The sequence below is a fragment of the Pseudomonas gozinkensis genome (genome assembly GCF_014863585.1).
GTDB classification, from domain to species: domain Bacteria; phylum Pseudomonadota; class Gammaproteobacteria; order Pseudomonadales; family Pseudomonadaceae; genus Aquipseudomonas; species Aquipseudomonas gozinkensis.
The window spans coordinates 3,253,958-3,268,469 of record NZ_CP062253.1; the positions used below are offsets into that span (position 1 = coordinate 3,253,958).

15 protein-coding genes are annotated in these 14,512 nt (G+C 59.7%); 5 read left to right on the forward strand and 10 right to left on the reverse strand.

Annotated elements, in window-relative coordinates; translation table 11 throughout:
- Positions 1 to 50: 50 nt before the first annotated feature.
- The 6 genes from IHQ43_RS14410 to IHQ43_RS14435 all read right to left on the reverse strand — a co-directional run bounded on the left by IHQ43_RS14410 (position 51) and on the right by IHQ43_RS14435 (position 5,317).
- Positions 51 to 1,067 (reverse strand): heme utilization protein, encoded by a 1,017-nt coding sequence (locus tag IHQ43_RS14410; RefSeq protein ID WP_192564909.1) that lies wholly within the window; start codon positions 1,065 to 1,067, stop codon positions 51 to 53.
- A 71-nt stretch (positions 1,068 to 1,138) separates the two neighbouring features.
- Positions 1,139 to 1,711, reverse strand: coding sequence for an adhesin (locus IHQ43_RS14415; RefSeq protein WP_192564910.1), 573 nt, complete (start codon positions 1,709 to 1,711; stop codon positions 1,139 to 1,141).
- Entirely contained in the window at positions 1,712 to 2,161 is a 450-nt protein-coding gene (locus IHQ43_RS14420; protein WP_192564911.1) for a hypothetical protein, read from the reverse strand. It abuts the gene before it with no gap.
- Between the two features lie 356 nt (positions 2,162 to 2,517).
- Positions 2,518 to 3,042 carry an AAA family ATPase gene (locus IHQ43_RS14425; protein ID WP_192564912.1) on the reverse strand — a complete coding sequence of 175 codons (525 nt, stop codon included), beginning with the start codon at positions 3,040 to 3,042 and terminating at the stop codon, positions 2,518 to 2,520.
- Positions 3,039 to 3,602, reverse strand: coding sequence for a nicotinamide riboside transporter PnuC (gene pnuC, locus IHQ43_RS14430; RefSeq protein WP_192564913.1), 564 nt, complete (start codon positions 3,600 to 3,602; stop codon positions 3,039 to 3,041). The genes IHQ43_RS14425 and pnuC overlap by 4 nt, the downstream gene beginning before the upstream one ends.
- An 80-nt stretch (positions 3,603 to 3,682) precedes the next feature.
- The gene (locus tag IHQ43_RS14435; protein ID WP_192564914.1) at positions 3,683 to 5,317 is read right to left on the reverse strand and encodes a methyl-accepting chemotaxis protein; all 1,635 of its coding nucleotides are present in this window, start codon (positions 5,315 to 5,317) and stop codon (positions 3,683 to 3,685) included.
- 304 nt (positions 5,318 to 5,621) lie between these two features.
- Between IHQ43_RS14435 and IHQ43_RS14440 the strand changes: the two genes are divergently transcribed.
- Both IHQ43_RS14440 and IHQ43_RS14445 read left to right on the forward strand, forming a co-directional pair.
- Positions 5,622 to 6,452 carry an undecaprenyl-diphosphate phosphatase gene (locus IHQ43_RS14440; protein ID WP_192564915.1) on the forward strand — a complete coding sequence of 277 codons (831 nt, stop codon included), beginning with the start codon at positions 5,622 to 5,624 and terminating at the stop codon, positions 6,450 to 6,452.
- The gene (locus IHQ43_RS14445; protein ID WP_039768201.1) at positions 6,449 to 6,877 is read left to right on the forward strand and encodes a DUF1294 domain-containing protein; all 429 of its coding nucleotides are present in this window, start codon (positions 6,449 to 6,451) and stop codon (positions 6,875 to 6,877) included. The genes IHQ43_RS14440 and IHQ43_RS14445 overlap by 4 nt, the downstream gene beginning before the upstream one ends.
- Here the strand turns inward: IHQ43_RS14445 and IHQ43_RS14450 are convergent.
- Both IHQ43_RS14450 and IHQ43_RS14455 read right to left on the reverse strand, forming a co-directional pair.
- Positions 6,874 to 7,233 carry an MmcQ/YjbR family DNA-binding protein gene (locus tag IHQ43_RS14450; RefSeq protein ID WP_064381756.1) on the reverse strand — a complete coding sequence of 120 codons (360 nt, stop codon included), beginning with the start codon at positions 7,231 to 7,233 and terminating at the stop codon, positions 6,874 to 6,876. The two genes, IHQ43_RS14445 and IHQ43_RS14450, sit on opposite strands and share 4 nt — an antisense overlap.
- Positions 7,230 to 8,138, reverse strand: coding sequence for a LysR substrate-binding domain-containing protein (locus tag IHQ43_RS14455; RefSeq protein WP_127798053.1), 909 nt, complete (start codon positions 8,136 to 8,138; stop codon positions 7,230 to 7,232). The genes IHQ43_RS14450 and IHQ43_RS14455 overlap by 4 nt, the downstream gene beginning before the upstream one ends.
- Positions 8,139 to 8,265: 127 nt before the next feature.
- Here IHQ43_RS14455 and IHQ43_RS14460 point away from each other — a divergent pair, with 127 nt between their 5' ends.
- Together IHQ43_RS14460 and IHQ43_RS14465 are read left to right on the forward strand one after the other, a co-directional pair.
- A complete protein-coding gene (locus IHQ43_RS14460) occupies positions 8,266 to 8,877 on the forward strand; it encodes an FMN-dependent NADH-azoreductase (protein WP_192564916.1) in 612 nt (203 codons plus the stop codon).
- Positions 8,878 to 9,112: 235 nt separating this feature from the next.
- Complete coding sequence (locus IHQ43_RS14465; RefSeq protein WP_192564917.1) at positions 9,113 to 10,150, forward strand: alpha/beta hydrolase family protein; 1,038 nt, start codon at positions 9,113 to 9,115, stop codon at positions 10,148 to 10,150.
- 4 nt (positions 10,151 to 10,154) lie between these two features.
- Here IHQ43_RS14465 and IHQ43_RS14470 read toward each other — a convergent pair whose 3' ends face one another.
- Positions 10,155 to 11,342, reverse strand: a complete 1,188-nt coding sequence (locus IHQ43_RS14470) for an MFS transporter (protein WP_192564918.1) — start codon at positions 11,340 to 11,342, stop codon at positions 10,155 to 10,157.
- Positions 11,343 to 11,607: 265 nt separating this feature from the next.
- Positions 11,608 to 13,194, reverse strand: a complete 1,587-nt coding sequence (locus tag IHQ43_RS14475) for an ABC-F family ATPase (protein ID WP_039768209.1) — start codon at positions 13,192 to 13,194, stop codon at positions 11,608 to 11,610.
- Between the two features lie 390 nt (positions 13,195 to 13,584).
- Here IHQ43_RS14475 and lpxO point away from each other — a divergent pair, with 390 nt between their 5' ends.
- Complete coding sequence (gene lpxO / locus IHQ43_RS14480; RefSeq protein ID WP_192564919.1) at positions 13,585 to 14,484, forward strand: lipid A hydroxylase LpxO; 900 nt, start codon at positions 13,585 to 13,587, stop codon at positions 14,482 to 14,484.
- Positions 14,485 to 14,512 lie beyond the last annotated feature (28 nt).

Here is a 14,512-nt window from a genome sequence, read left to right on the forward strand (position 1 = left end):
TTGCGGACTGAGGAAAAGCCCCGTTTCCGGGGCTTTCGTTTCGATCGCGATTACATGCAGGCTTTGCAACCTGCGGCGATGGACAGCGAGTTGCTTTGTTGGTTGCCAACACCAGCGGCGTTGTTGTAACCAGCGTTACCCGAGAAGTTGTTACCAACATTGGAGATAGTAGCGCTGTTGGTCACAGGGTTTTTCCAGCCATCAGGGGTCATCACTTGTTGAGTGGTCACACCTGCCAGACCGAAGACACCCACTGCTTCGAAGGTGGCTTTTTGATCTTTGCCGCCGCCGTTTCCGCCGTGGCCACGATCGTTGTTGCCATAACCGCCACCGCCGTGACCGTGATCGTCATCTTTGATGGTAGCTTCACCCACGGCGCCGAACACGCCGACGGCGGCAACAGTGCCAGTGAGAGTGTCTTTTTTCCAGGTTTGAGTGCCGTAGTTGGACACAGTCAGGCCAGTGGAGCTTTGGTTCGCAGCAGCAGCGGCGTTAGCTACACGACCACCCGATACAGCAATTGCCAGGTTGTTTTTCTGTTGGTTGAAGTTGCCGGCACTGTTGTTCACGCCAATGTTGCCGGAACCGCCGTTACCCACGTTGTTGAGGTTGGCGTTGTTGGTGGTGGAGTAGTTTGCAACAGCGTTGTTGTTGTTGACTTGAGTCGCGCTGGAAACCGACACCGCAGAGCCGAAGATGAAGCTTTCGTCGGCAGTTGCCAGAGCGGCGGCGTTGTCTTGCTGGTTGCCATCGCCGGCGGTGTTGTTCATGCCAACGTTGCCGTTGGTGCCATTGGCCGAGTTGTTGACGTTGGCATCATTTTTGGTGCCTTGGTTGCCGACCAGGTTGCCGTCGCTGTTTTGCGTGTCGAGCACTGCAGCCCCGGCGCCAGCGCCGATTTGCAGCAGTTGTTCCAGGGTTGGGCCTTTTGGTTCATGGTTGCCATGACCGTTGCCGTGCCCGTTACCATGACCGTGATCATCATCACGACCGCCTGCCTGTGCTGCGATTGCCATCACTGCTGCGAGTGCGAAAACCAGTGGTTTGAGGGCCATTGTAGGTTTCATGGTGTTTCTCCGTCGTGCTTATTAGTTGGTTAAGTGTTGGTACTTTCTAATTGCACTGCTTCTTGTTTGGGTCAGTCTGCGACCCGGATGCTCAGGGTGTTAGCCATTCGGTTCCCCACCCCGGCACTCTGGTTCACCTGGATTACCCCTCGGCTGCCGGTGAAGGCCTGATCACTTGTCGTGACCTGGCGACTGCCGGGTGAGGTACCAGTTGCTCCTGAGCTCGGTAACAACGCCACGTTCTGTTGGGAAAGGGCGCTATCGTCAACGCTCTGCGGGGCAGCACTGATGCTGACGCGCGTCACGTTGGCCATCTGGTTGTTGGCCCCGGCGCCCTGGTTCACGCCCAGGATCCCGTTGCCATTGGTGAAAGAGTTGCCGCCAATGTTGGCGCTGGCATTGCCAGTCCGGTCGGCGGGCGTATTGATGTGCTGGATGACACTGGTGGTCGCGCTGGCATGGGTGCCAATGGCGATCGCTTTGGTGTTGGTCTGTTGCATCTGGTCGCCGGCCGCCTGGTTGACGTTGTAGTTGCCGCGATACTGGATGCCGGTTTCCTGAATGTCCGCGTTGTTCACGGAACTGGGGTCGGCCATGGCGCTGGTGCAGCCGAGGAGGGCGAGCAGGAGCAGAGAACGATTCATTTATTGGCCTCCAGCCATGCGGGTCAGCGGAGCAAGACCGGAGCTCATCGCACGGTTGACGGTGTTGGAAATCGAGCCACCGGCACCACCGCCGTGACCACCTCCCATACCAGGCAAACCGTTCGGGTTAGTCACAGTGTTCATGCCCGGGATATTCGAAGTCGGGGTGGTGATGCTGCCGCGAATCGAGGACCCGCTGGCTACACTGGCAAATTCACCGTCGTTGAGTTCGGTGCTGGTCATCGCTTGATCGATGCGGCCCGAAGGGTTGGCGTTGACGGTGGTGGGGTAAGGGTCTTTACCGCCGCTGCGGCCGATCGGGATCGGCTGGACATCACGATTGAGCACGATCACGCCATTGCCTTCGGCCTGAACGTTGAAACTGAGAAAAGGGCTGGCGGCTGATCCGATCAGCAGAAGGCAGGTAAAGGCTGTTTTGAGATTCCCCACGGCGGCAATTCCTTCTTCAGTGGGCTGGGCCTGGTCAGCGTTGTGAAGGAGAGAGCGAAAGCTGTGCCGCTTTTGAATTGTCTTTGTATTTCAGCAGGTTAGGTTCGATTAGCGCAGGGCTGATACAAATACTGTTTCATCGTTGAAACAAGCCAGGGCCATCGCAACCCGTCAAAGCCATTGCAAAGCTCTGGGACAAGGGTTTGCGCGCAGGTGTTTCAGCGGCGTAACAAGTCCCATGACAAAGGGATGAAGGGCCTTGAGATGGGCCCTTTGCAGAGGAAAGAGTGTTTCAGGAACGGACACTTTCACCCCAAAAGAGGGGGAACGTCGGGTCAGGCGCCCCGCAAACCGGGTCAGTCCGCGAGCACGGCGCGAACCGCGTCGAAGCTTTGCTGCTGGCGTTCGCCCCAGTTGCCCCGAATGATCTGCAAGGGCTGATGATGGGTTTGCAGCCACGTCCGGGTAGCCTCAAAGAAAGCGAGTCGTTCACTCAAGTCGGGCTGGCAGCGCTGACCATCGTCCGTCCACTCGATCTGCTCGGGCGAAAGCAACAGATGCAGGTCGTAATGACGCGTCAGCAACTCGGTTTCAAGCCAGGGCGGGCAGTCGCCGAACAAGGTCTGGCTCCACAGAATGTTGCTCAACAGGTGCGTATCGAGAATCAGCAGTCTCGGCTGCTGCGCGCGTGCCTCGTCTTCCCACTGCAACTGGCCGCGCGCGATCTCGGGAATGTCGGCAAGGCAGGTGTCCCGTGGGTTCTGCTCGATAAACCAGCGCACATATTCGTCCACTCGCAAACCGCCGAACTGCTGTTGAATCCCGGCCGCCAGCCAGCTCTTGCCCGTGGATTCGGGGCCGGTCAGGACAATCACTTTCATCGTTGCAACGCCGGATCGGCACGCCATTCCCGCCAGCCTTGCACCGCGATCAGGGTGAACAGGGCATACAGCGCCGCCGTGAGGTACAGCCCTTTATAAAGGAAGAGGCCGACGAAGATCACATCCAGCACGAACCACAACGCCCAGCATTGCAGGCGTTTGTGAGCCATCCAGAATTGCGCGACCAGGCTGAAACCGGTCAGCGCCGCGTCGAGCCATGGTTGTGCAGCGTCGGTCCAGTGGGCCATGGCCGCGCCCAGCAACAGACTGCCCGTCGCGCCGATGGCCAGCCCCTGCACAATCGAACGGGTGTCGAGCCGGCTGACTTCGCGTCCGTCATGCATCGTCCCGGCCCGCGTCCATTGCCACCAGCCATAGACTTGCAGCCCGGCATAAATGACCTGGAGCAGCATGTCCGAATACAGCTTCACCTCGAAAAAGACCCAGGTGTAGAGCGACACCATGACCAGTCCGATCGGCCAGCACCACGGATTCTGTTTGACCGTGAGCCACACGGCGATTACACCGAGAGCGGCGGCAAACAGTTCGAGCCCGGACATGCAGGATCCTTGGGGGAGAGAAAAGGGAGCGGATTGTACCGAAAAACAGGTGGGAAACGAGTTCCCACCTGCAGGGGTTATCAGACGCGGAATTGACGCAGCAGCCCGTTCAGTTGTTCGCTGAGCTGACCGAGTTTCACGCTGGCCACGCTCGACTGCTCGGCCGCCAGCGCCGTGCTGTGGGACAACCCCGCCGCCTGGGTGACGTTCTGGTTGATGTCTTCGACCACATGCGCCTGCTGCAGCGTTGCGCTGGCAATCGAGGCGTTCAGGCCATTGAGGTTGCGCAGGGCCTGGCCGATGGCATTCAGGCTGGCACTGGCCAGGCCGGCCTGTTCGATGGTCAGTTGCGAGGCTTTGCTGCTGTCGCCGATCACCTTCACGGCGGCTTCGGAATGATTTTGCAGGCGCTCGATCATTGTCTGGATTTCCGCCGTGGACTTCTGCGTGCGTTGCGCCAGTAACCGAACTTCGTCGGCCACTACCGCAAAGCCACGACCCTGTTCGCCGGCGCGGGCCGCTTCAATGGCGGCGTTGAGTGCCAGCAGGTTGGTCTGCTCGGCAATGGAGCGAATCACTTCCAGCACGCTGCCGATCTGGGTGCTTTCGGTCGCCAGCGTGCGGATGACCTCGACGGCCTGATCGATGGTGCCGGACAGCTTGTCGATCTGCTGCAGGCTGCCGTCGATGTTGACCTGGCCTTGCTGGGCCTGAGCCTCTGCGTCACGCATTTCGCTGGCAGCATGTTCGGCGTTCTTCGCCACGTCCTGCACGCCGTAGGTCACTTCGTTGACGGCGGTGGCCACCAGCTCCATTTGCTGCGACTGCTGCTGGCTGCGTTGCTGAGCCTGCGCCGCATCATTGCCCAGTTCGCTGGAGGACTGGCCCAATGCGCTGGCAGACACCTGCAAGTCACCGATCACCCGACGCAGCTTGGTGGTGAAGGCATTGAAGTGATGGGCCAGCTGGGTGACTTCGTCCTGGCCGTGGGTATCGAGGCTGCGGGTCAGATCGCTTTCGCCGCTGGCAATGTTGGCCATGGCGTTCACGGTTTCCTGCAACGGACGGACGATGCTGCGGGCAATCAGAATCACCAGCAGCGCCATGATCACTGCGATGACCAGTCCCACCACAGATGCCTTGATCACCTGACCCTGGAACTCGGCCTGCACGTCATCGACGTACACGCCCGAACCAATGACCCAGCCCCACGGCTCGAACAGCTTCACATAGGAAGTCTTGGCCACCGGCTCACTGGCGCCGGGTTTGGGCCAACGATAATCGACCATGCCGGCGCCCTTGGCCTTGGCGATGGCGACCATTTCGTTGAACACCGCAAAGCCGTCCGGGTCGCGGATCGCCGAGAGGTTCTGGCCTTCAAGCTTGGGATTGGTCGGGTGCATGACCATCACGGGCGTGAGGTCGTTGATCCAGAAGTAATCGTTCTGGTCATAGCGCAGGCCACGGATCGCGGTCAGCGCCTGTTTCTGTGCCACATCACGGGTCAGGGTGCCTGCCGCTTCGAGGCCTTGGTAATAAGTCAGCAAACCGCTGGCGGTCTGCACCACATGCTGGGTTTTCTGGGCCTTGGCATGGTAAAGGTCATCATGGATCTGCTTGAGCATCAACACGCCCAACGTCAGCAGCATGACCACCGCCACAATCAAGATGAGCCACAAGCGTCGGCTGATCGACACACTGCGCAAGCTGTTCATAACGCTGTCACTCCGGATTCTTTTTCTTGTAATAAACCACCGCCAGCATCCAACCACGTTTCGGTGACCGGGCATACGCGACCCAAGTCGTAGAACGCGGCAGCGCTATTACGGCTTGTCTGTTAGGATTTCGGCGCCGCGCGTGAAAACCTGAATGCAAATTGATTTTTCACGGAATTTTGACTGTTTCGTGTGGATCCTTTGCGTGCGGAATCGGTACAGCTATAACCAGCTACGCTGAACGCAGTGAACGTAAAAAAATACTATCGGGGCATGCCGCCGGGCATCGCTCTTTGGGGGATTGATGGATCTTTGGACCGCCTTGCAGGCATTGATTCTAGGAGTTGTAGAGGGGCTGACGGAGTTTTTGCCCATTTCCAGTACCGGACACCAGATCATTGTCGCCGACTTGCTCGATTTCGCAGGCGAGCGGGCCATGGCGTTCAACATCATCATTCAGCTCGGCGCGATACTCGCGGTGGTCTGGGAATTCCGGCGCAAGATCCTCGACGTAGTCGTAGGCTTGCCGACCCAGCCGAGCGCACGGCGGTTCACCGCCAACCTGCTGATCGCCTTCCTGCCCGCCGTAGTCCTGGGCGTGATCTTCGCGGATTTGATTCACCAATACCTGTTCAATCCGATCACCGTGGCTGCTGCACTGGTGGTGGGCGGCATCGTGATGTTGTGGGCCGAGCAGCGCCAGCATGAAGTGCACGCCGAAACGGTCGACGAGATTCGCTGGACGGATGCGCTGAAAATCGGCTTCGCGCAATGCCTGGCGATGATCCCCGGCACCTCGCGCTCCGGCTCGACCATCATCGGCGGCCTGTTGTTCGGCCTGTCGCGCAAGACCGCCACCGAGTTCTCGTTCTTCCTGGCGATGCCGACCATGGTCGGTGCGGCGGTGTATTCGGGTTACAAGTATCGCGACCTGTTCGTGCCGGCAGACTTCCCGGTGTTCGCCATCGGTTTCGTCACGGCGTTCATCTTCGCCATGATCGCGGTGCGCGGCTTGCTCAAGTTCATCGGCAGCCACAGCTACGCGGCGTTCGCCTGGTATCGGATCGTCTTCGGTCTGGTGATTCTGGCGACCTGGCAGTTCGGCTGGGTTGACTGGACGGCGGCCAAGCCGTGAGTGATTCCCGCGCACGCCGCCCGGATCGCGGGCCTTCCGGTGGCAATATTCAGCATCTGAAATTGAAGCTGGTGGTGTTGCTGATCGTCTGCGCATTGCCGCTGTTCGGTTCGCTGTCGATGTGGCTGCGCGGGATTTCCCTGGTGCCGCTGACGGCTTACGGGCTGGTCAGCGTACTGGCGTTTTTCCTGTACTGGGCCGACAAGCGCAAGGCCCGCGCCGATGCCTGGCGCACACCGGAAAACATCCTGCACGCCGTGGAACTGGCCGGTGGCTGGCCAGGCGCGTTGATCGCCCAGCAGGTCTTCCGGCACAAGACGCGCAAGGTTTCGTTTCAGGTTCTGTTCTGGATGATCGTGGCGTTGCACCAGGTGTTCTGGATCGATCAACTGTTCCTCGGTTCAAACCTGCTGGCGCTGTTCTAGAGCAACAGCCCGACCTGCACGCGCTTGGGCAGCTTGCTCACCACCAGTTGATGGGAGCGCTGCAGCAACCCTTGCAGTTCCTCGGCGCCCAGCGGGTAGGGCGGGTGCATGATGATCCATTGCGCCCTTGCCAGATACGGCGCCGGATGAATGCCCGGCCGGTCGCAATGACCGAGAAACAGGTCCTTGTCGACCTTGAACGCCAGCGAATCACCGCGCAGCCCCTGCAAGGCGAACATCTTGTTGCCGGCAATCGAAAACACTCGCACGCCACCCCATTTGTAGTCTTCCCGGGCACCGGGCAAGGCCAGGCAAAACTCCGCAACATCCTTCTCGCTCATCTTCCCTTGTTTCATAACAGCCGTTCTCCACAGGCATTGAACGATTCGACCAGATGATCGATCCACGCGCGCACCGCCGGCATCACCCCGCGCCGATGCGGATACACCGCTTGCAGCCAGCCGCCGGGCAGTGACCAGTCCGGCAGCAACTGCACCAGCGTGCCGTTGTTCAGCTCCGTTTCGCAATACATCATCGGCAACAGGGTAAAACCCTGTCCGGCCAGCACACACGCCTTGCGCACGATGAAATCGTCGATGCCCAGCCTGGCTTCCAGCGCCAGGTCGCAACTCTTGCCGTGCTGATCGAGCAGGCGCACATGCACCATGCGATCGGCCTCCAGCGCGCCCAGCACCGGCAGGTTCTTCAAGTCCTGCGGATGATTGATTTCCACACCCTGTATAAAGGAAGGGCTCGCGACGACCACCATTTGCGCCTGACGCAGGCGGCGGGTCACCAGCATCGGTTCTTCATCACCGTGTTCGCGCACGCGCAGGGCCACGTCGATGCCTTCGGTAATCAGGTCGACCCGGCGATTGATCAGGGTCACTTCCAGTTGCACCTGGGGGTATTTGCCAAGGAAATTGCTGATCACCACCGGCAGCATTTCATGGGCCAGCCCCGTCGGGCTCGAAACCCGCAGACGCCCACGTGGCTCGCTGGACATGCTGGCGACCGTCTCGTCGGCCATTTCCGCTTCCAGCAGCATCGCCTGACAGTGGCGCAGATAACGTTCGCCGACCGCCGTCAGCTTCAATTGGCGAGTGGTGCGTTGCAGTAAACGTGCGCCGAGGCGTTCTTCCAGCTCGGCGATGCGCCGCGAGAGACGTGACTTGGGAATGCCCAGCAAGCGGCCGGCGGCGGCGAAACCGCCAGCCTCGACCACTTTGGCGAAATAGTAGAGATCGTTGAGGTCTTGCATAGGGAAATCCGACTGTTCTATCAGTGGGACAAACTATCGCATTGTTGCCGTCTAATCAGCTATTGGTTTCGTCGGTAGGATTGTCCCCATTCCGTCGCCACCGGCGATTCATTCCAGGAGATTCCACATGAAACTGCTGCACATCGATTCGAGCATTCTGGGCGACAACTCCGCTTCCCGTCAGCTGAGCAGTCAAGTGACTCAAGCCTGGCAAGCCGCCGAGCCAAGCGCTGTCGTGACCTACCGCGACCTGGCCGCCGACGCCATCAGCCACTTCTCGTCGACCACCCTGGTGGCCGCTGGCACCACCGCTGAACTGCGCAACGCCGCACAACAGCACGAAGCCGAACTGAGCGCCACCACCCTGGCTGAATTCATCGCCGCCGACGCCATCGTCGTCGCTGCACCGATGTATAACTTCACCGTGCCGACCCAGCTCAAGGCCTGGATCGACCGCATCGCCGTCGCCGGCCAGACCTTCCGTTACACCGAAGCCGGCCCTGAAGGCCTGTGCGGTGGCAAGAAAGTGGTGATCGTGTCCACCTCTGGCGGTATCCACGCCGGTCAGGCTTCGGGTGTGGCGCACGAGGACTACCTGAAACTGGTCTTCGGCTTCCTCGGCATCACCGACATCGAAGTCGTGCGTGCCGAAGGTCTGGCCTACGGCGAAGAAGTGCGCAACAACGCCATGACCGCCGCTCAAGCGAAGATCAGCGAGCAACTGTTCGCCGCCGCGTAAGGCTTGCGTAAAGAACAGCTGCTGTTCAGGCAATCTCAAAAAAACTCTGTATTCTGGTTCCGCAAGGGCCAGATACAGAGTTTTTTGTTTCTGACTGTTACATAATCTGGCCCGGGTTATGCAGTCTGATGATCAACGTCTGAGTGCAACGCCGCGCCGGATCACCGAACCTCGGAATTTCGGGCGTCGAACACAACGGATCTTTCGATTGAGTAACAACAGGGTGGGGCATCCCATGATGCGTCTTTGTGCAGCGTTACTGATTTGCCTGCTCGGCAGCCTGAATTCAGTGCACGCTGCGCCCGGGCAGCACCCGCGCTGGAGCGTCGGCTATCACGAGATGACGTTCCTCGATCCGCTCGACCTGCAACCGATGCGCGCCATCGCGTTCTATCCTTCCAGCGACCGCGAACACCTGAGCCTGCTCGAAGGCTATTCGGTCGAGGCCGGTGAAGACACCAAAGTCGCCATCGGTCGTTTCCCGATGCTGATGCTGTCCCACGGTAATACCGGCACGCCACTGGCGCTGCACGACCTGGCTACTTCACTGGCGCGCAAGGGGTTTGTGGTGGTGGCGGTGATTCACCCCGGCGACAACTCAAAGGACCACAGCCGCCTCGGGACGCTGAGCAATCTCTATGGCCGGCCGATCCAGATTTCCGAAGCCATTACCGCGACGTTGGGCGACCGCATGCTCGCGCCGTACGTGAACGCCGATCAGGTTGGCGTGATCGGTTATTCGGCGGGCGGCGAAACGGCGTTGATTCTGTCCGGCGCGCAGCCGGATCTGGATCGTCTGCGCCGTTACTGCCAGGAGCGCCCGGACGACCGTGACGCCTGCAATACCCAGGGTGAGTTGATTGTCGATCGCGACGATCTGCAACCGGTGGCCGATCCGCGCGTGCATGCGTTGCTGCTGATGGCGCCGCTGAGCCTCAAGTTTGGTCGTCATACCCTGGCCGATGTGCATGTCCCGGTGCTGCTCTACAGCGGCGACGGCGACAAACTGGTGGCCTTCGACAAAAACGCTGCGGCCCTGGCGCGCAAGCTGCCGACCGCACCGGACTTCAAACTGCTGGCCGGGGCAGGGCACTTCGTGTTCATGGCGCCGTGCACTGAAGAGCAGATCCTCGCCATGCCGGCGCTGTGTACCGATGCCGATGGCGTGGACCGCGAAGACATCCACCGCAACCTGATTTCCGAGGCCGGGCGGTTCTTCTCCCATGCCTTGGGCCGGCCGACCCGCGCGGGAATGCAGACGGCGGATCAGTGAGCGTTTACGCCATGGCCCGGCGCTTGAGCAGCAAGGTCAATCCCAGTCCGGTCACGGACAGCAGCGCCGCACTGAAGAAAATCCACGAATAACCCAGATTCAGCGCCACCGCGCCCATCAACGGCCCGGCAATCGCCAGCGCCAGATCAAAAAACACCGCATAGGCACTCAGCCCGGCACCGCGACTGGAGTTGGGCACTTGCTTGATCGCCTCGACACCCAGCGCCGGGTACACCAACGACAGGCCAAACCCGGCCAGACCAGCGCCAATCAAGGCGTAAGCGGTCGAGGGCGCCAGCCACAGCATGACCAGACCGACGGTTTCGATGGTCATGCAGGCAATCGCCGAGGTGAATCCACCGAAACGGCCGATGGCCGAAATGAACAGCAGCCGCGACAGAATGAAACACACGCCGAACACGGTCAGGCAATACGCTGCGCCGGTCCAGCCGCGATTGAGGTAATACAGGGTGATGAAGGTGGTCAGCGTGCCGTAGCCAATCGAGGCCAGGCTCAGGCTGGCGCCGAACGGTGCAATCCGCCCGAAGACCGCCCAGAACGGCAGACGCTCGCCGCGTACCACCGGCACCGATGGCTTGTTGCGGATCAAGAGCAAGGCGCCGGCCGCGAGCAGCGACAACGCAATGCCAAGGCTTTCGAAGCCATAGTCGGCGACCATCACCACGCCCAGCGGCGCGCCAATGGCAATCGCACCGTATGACGCGATGCCGTTCCAGGAAATCGAGCGTGCGGTGTGTTCGGCACCGACCTGGCCCATGCACCAACTGATGGTGCCGACGCCGATCAGGCCTTGGGCTATCCCCAGCAGCAGGCGACCGACGATCAGGATCGACAGGCTCAACAGCGGCAAGCTCTGCAGCAGCGTCGAAACCAGCGTCAGCACACCGCTGAGCACAATCCCCGACAAGCCATACACAATCGCCCGCTTGGTGCCGATGGTGTCCGACATGCGCCCGGCCATCGGCCGGCTGAGCAGGGTGGCCAGGTATTGCGAACCGATCACCAGCCCCGCGATTACCGCACTGAACCCCAACTGCTCGTGCACGTAACCGGGCAGCACCGCAATCGGCAGGCCGATGCAGAGGAAGGCAATAAAGGTATAGAAAACGATGGAGACGATCTGCAGGGTGATCGCCATGGAGCTTTGCGGTGGCTGTTGCTGCGCAGACATGGGGACTCGTTCGCGGGCGGCGGTGGGAGAGTCCGCATCATGGCTCGGCGCTGAAATAAAAGAAAGCAGGCTAACTATTTTCTGTCGCGATTGACGGCGTTCCCAATGCCGCCTTCGCGAGCAAGCTCGCTCCCACCTTGGAATGCATTCAACCTGTGGGAGCGAGCTTGCTCGCGAAGGTATTGGACTCAACGCAAATGTTGAGTCTGAAATGCAAAAAGCCCTGTCACAAGGACAGGGCTTTCTGTTTACCGCTCGATTCGACTCAGAACACTACGCCTTGGCTGCGCAGGTAATCGTCGTAGGTGCCGCTGAAGTCGGTCACGCCGTTCGGGCTCAGCTCGATGATGCGTGTGGCCAGGGACGATACGAACTCACGGTCGTGGCTGACGAAGATCAGCGTGCCCGGGTAGTTTTCCAGCGCCAGGTTCAGCGCCTCGATCGATTCCATGTCCAGGTGGTTGGTCGGTTCGTCCATTACCAGAACGTTCGGCTTTTGCAGGATCAGCTTGCCGAACAGCATGCGACCTTGCTCACCACCGGAAATCACCTTCACCGACTTGAGGATCTCGTCGTTGGAGAACAGCATGCGACCGAGGGTGCCACGGATCACTTGCTCGCCCTGAGTCCACTGACCCATCCAGTCGAACAGGCTGACATCGTCTTCGAAGTCGTGGGCGTGGTCCTGAGCGTAGTAGCCCAGCTCCGCGCTTTCAGTCCACTTCACTGAACCTGCGTCCGGGGTCAGTTCGCCCATCAGCGTGCGCAGCAGGGTAGTCTTGCCGATGCCGTTCGGGCCGATGATCGCCACGCGCTCGCCGGCTTCAACGGTGAAGCTGAAGTTCTTGAACAGGGTCTTGCCGTCGAAGCCCTTGGACATCTGCTCGATGGTTACGGCCTGGCGGTGCAGTTTCTTGGTCTGTTCGAAACGGATGAACGGGCTCACGCGGCTCGATGGCTTGACTTCGGCCAGCTGGATCTTGTCGATCTGCTTGGCACGGGAAGTGGCCTGTTTGGCTTTCGAGGCGTTAGCCGAGAAGCGGCTGACGAACGTTTGCAGTTCGGCGATCTGGGCTTTCTTCTTGGCGTTGTCCGACAGCAGTTGCTCGCGGGACTGGGTCGCCGCGGTCATGTACTCGTCGTAGTTGCCCGGGAACAGACGCAGTTCACCGTAGTCCAGGTCGGCCATGTGGGTGCAGACGCTGTTCAGGAAGTGACGGTCGTGGGAAATGATGATCATGGTGCTGTTACGCGCCGTCAAAATCGTTTCCAGCCAGCGGATGGTGTTGATGTCCAGGTGGTTGGTCGGTTCGTCGAGCAACAGCACTTCCGGATCGGAGAACAGTGCCTGGGCCAACAGAACACGCAGCTTCCAGCCTGGTGCGACTTCGGTCATCGGGCCGAAATGCTGTTCCAGCGGAATGCCCAGGCCCAGCAGCAATTCACCGGCGCGGGATTCGGCGGTGTAGCCGTCCATCTCGGCGAACTCGGTTTCCAGCTCGGCCACGGCCATGCCGTCTTCTTCGCTCATTTCCGGCAGCGAGTAGATGCGGTCGCGCTCGGCCTTGACCTTCCACAGCTCTTCGTGACCCATGATCACGGTGTCGATCACGGTGAATTCTTCGTAAGCGAACTGATCCTGGCGCAATTTACCCAGGCGTACGTTCGGCTCGAGCATGACCTGGCCACCGGACGGCTCGAGGTCGCCGCCGAGGATTTTCATGAAGGTCGACTTGCCGCAACCGTTGGCGCCGATCAGGCCGTAGCGGTTGCCGCCGTTGAATTTGACCGAAACGTTTTCAAACAGCGGCTTGGCGCCGAACTGCATGGTGATGTTAGCTGTAGAAATCAAAGGTTTTTCCTGCGAAGCGTGCTGAGTAGCGAGGGTGCAGCCGGAGCGCTTGGCCCGAGTCGAAGTGCGCTGAGGCGGGACAATCCCGTCATCAACCAAGGGGGGCGCGTAAAGTTTGGCGGCGATTGTACTGGTCTGGCTCTTTAAACGATAGGGCAGTGACATCCCGATTGCCGTTTGGTGCGATCGCGGGACAGTTTTTCACAGATGAGTGTTCACTATTGGTTACAAACTGTGGCTAAAATGCCATCCATTCACCCAATGCCTTGTACGGCATGGGCTCAAGGATGCGCCACCGGGACGCTTTTTGATTTCAGACCACTGCCACAGACCTTGGGCCACAGCCCTAAAGGCGCGCAGTTTGTTCACTTCTGACGTGTGACGATTTCCGTGAAACTCATCATTGCCGCTGTATATGTCATTTCCATTGCATACGTTCACCTGCGCGGTCGCGTGCGCCACAAAATCGGTCGTCAACTGAGCGATCACTCGACGTTTCTGGCGCCGATCAACTGCTTTCTTTATCTGTTCTCGAAAAAGCCCAACACGCCATACCTGGATCCGAAGGATTTCCCGGATCTGAGCCCGTTGCAGACGCACTGGGAAGAAATCCGTGAAGAAGGTCGCAACCTGCTGCGAGCCGGCGAGATCAAGCGCTCGAACCAGTACGACGACGTCGGTTTCAACTCGTTCTTCAAAACCGGCTGGAAGCGTTTCTACCTGAAGTGGTACGGCGACAGCCACCCGTCGGCACTGCAACTTTGCCCGCGCACCACTGAACTGGTGCAGAGCATCGGTTCGATCAAGGCCGCGATGTTCGCAGAATTGCCGCCGGGCTCGAAACTGGTGCGTCACCGTGATCCGTACGCCGGTTCTTACCGCTATCACCTGGGCCTGGAAACGCCGAATGACGCCGGTTGCTACATCAACGTCGATGGCGAGAGCTATCACTGGCGTGATGGCGAAGCGGTGATGTTCGACGAGACCTTCATTCATTACGCGGAAAACACCACTGACCAGAACCGCATCATCCTGTTCTGCGACGTCGAACGTCCGATGAAATATCGCTGGGCAGCAGCGTTCAACGGCTGGTTCAGCCGCACCGTGATGTCCGCGGCGGGTGCGCCGAACGATGCCGGCGACCGCACCGGTGGCATTAACCGTTTGTTTACCAAAATCTACAAGATTCGCCTGCGCGGCAAAGAGCTGAAAAAGCGCAATCGCAAGCTCTACTACATGGAAAAGTGGGCGATCTTCGGCGGTCTGCTGGCGATCTTCATTCTGATCTGACAAATCGGGCGACTGTTGAATGACAGTC

Bases quoted from the DNA above. Each gene is read 5' to 3' on its own strand.
- IHQ43_RS14460 (WP_192564916.1), top strand. From the start codon at position 8,266: ATGAAACTGCTGCACATCGATTCGAGCATTCTGGGCGACAACTCCGCT.
- pnuC (WP_192564913.1), bottom strand. From the start codon at position 3,602: ATGTCCGGGCTCGAACTGTTTGCCGCCGCTCTCGGTGTAATCGCCGTG.
- IHQ43_RS14450 (WP_064381756.1), bottom strand. From the start codon at position 7,233: ATGAAACAAGGGAAGATGAGCGAGAAGGATGTTGCGGAGTTTTGCCTG.
- IHQ43_RS14470 (WP_192564918.1), bottom strand. From the start codon at position 11,342: ATGTCTGCGCAGCAACAGCCACCGCAAAGCTCCATGGCGATCACCCTG.
- IHQ43_RS14465 (WP_192564917.1), top strand. From the start codon at position 9,113: ATGATGCGTCTTTGTGCAGCGTTACTGATTTGCCTGCTCGGCAGCCTG.
- IHQ43_RS14415 (WP_192564910.1), bottom strand. From the start codon at position 1,711: ATGAATCGTTCTCTGCTCCTGCTCGCCCTCCTCGGCTGCACCAGCGCC.
- IHQ43_RS14455 (WP_127798053.1), bottom strand. From the start codon at position 8,138: ATGCAAGACCTCAACGATCTCTACTATTTCGCCAAAGTGGTCGAGGCT.
- IHQ43_RS14440 (WP_192564915.1), top strand. From the start codon at position 5,622: ATGGATCTTTGGACCGCCTTGCAGGCATTGATTCTAGGAGTTGTAGAG.
- IHQ43_RS14410 (WP_192564909.1), bottom strand. From the start codon at position 1,067: ATGAAACCTACAATGGCCCTCAAACCACTGGTTTTCGCACTCGCAGCA.
- IHQ43_RS14435 (WP_192564914.1), bottom strand. From the start codon at position 5,317: ATGAACAGCTTGCGCAGTGTGTCGATCAGCCGACGCTTGTGGCTCATC.
- IHQ43_RS14425 (WP_192564912.1), bottom strand. From the start codon at position 3,042: ATGAAAGTGATTGTCCTGACCGGCCCCGAATCCACGGGCAAGAGCTGG.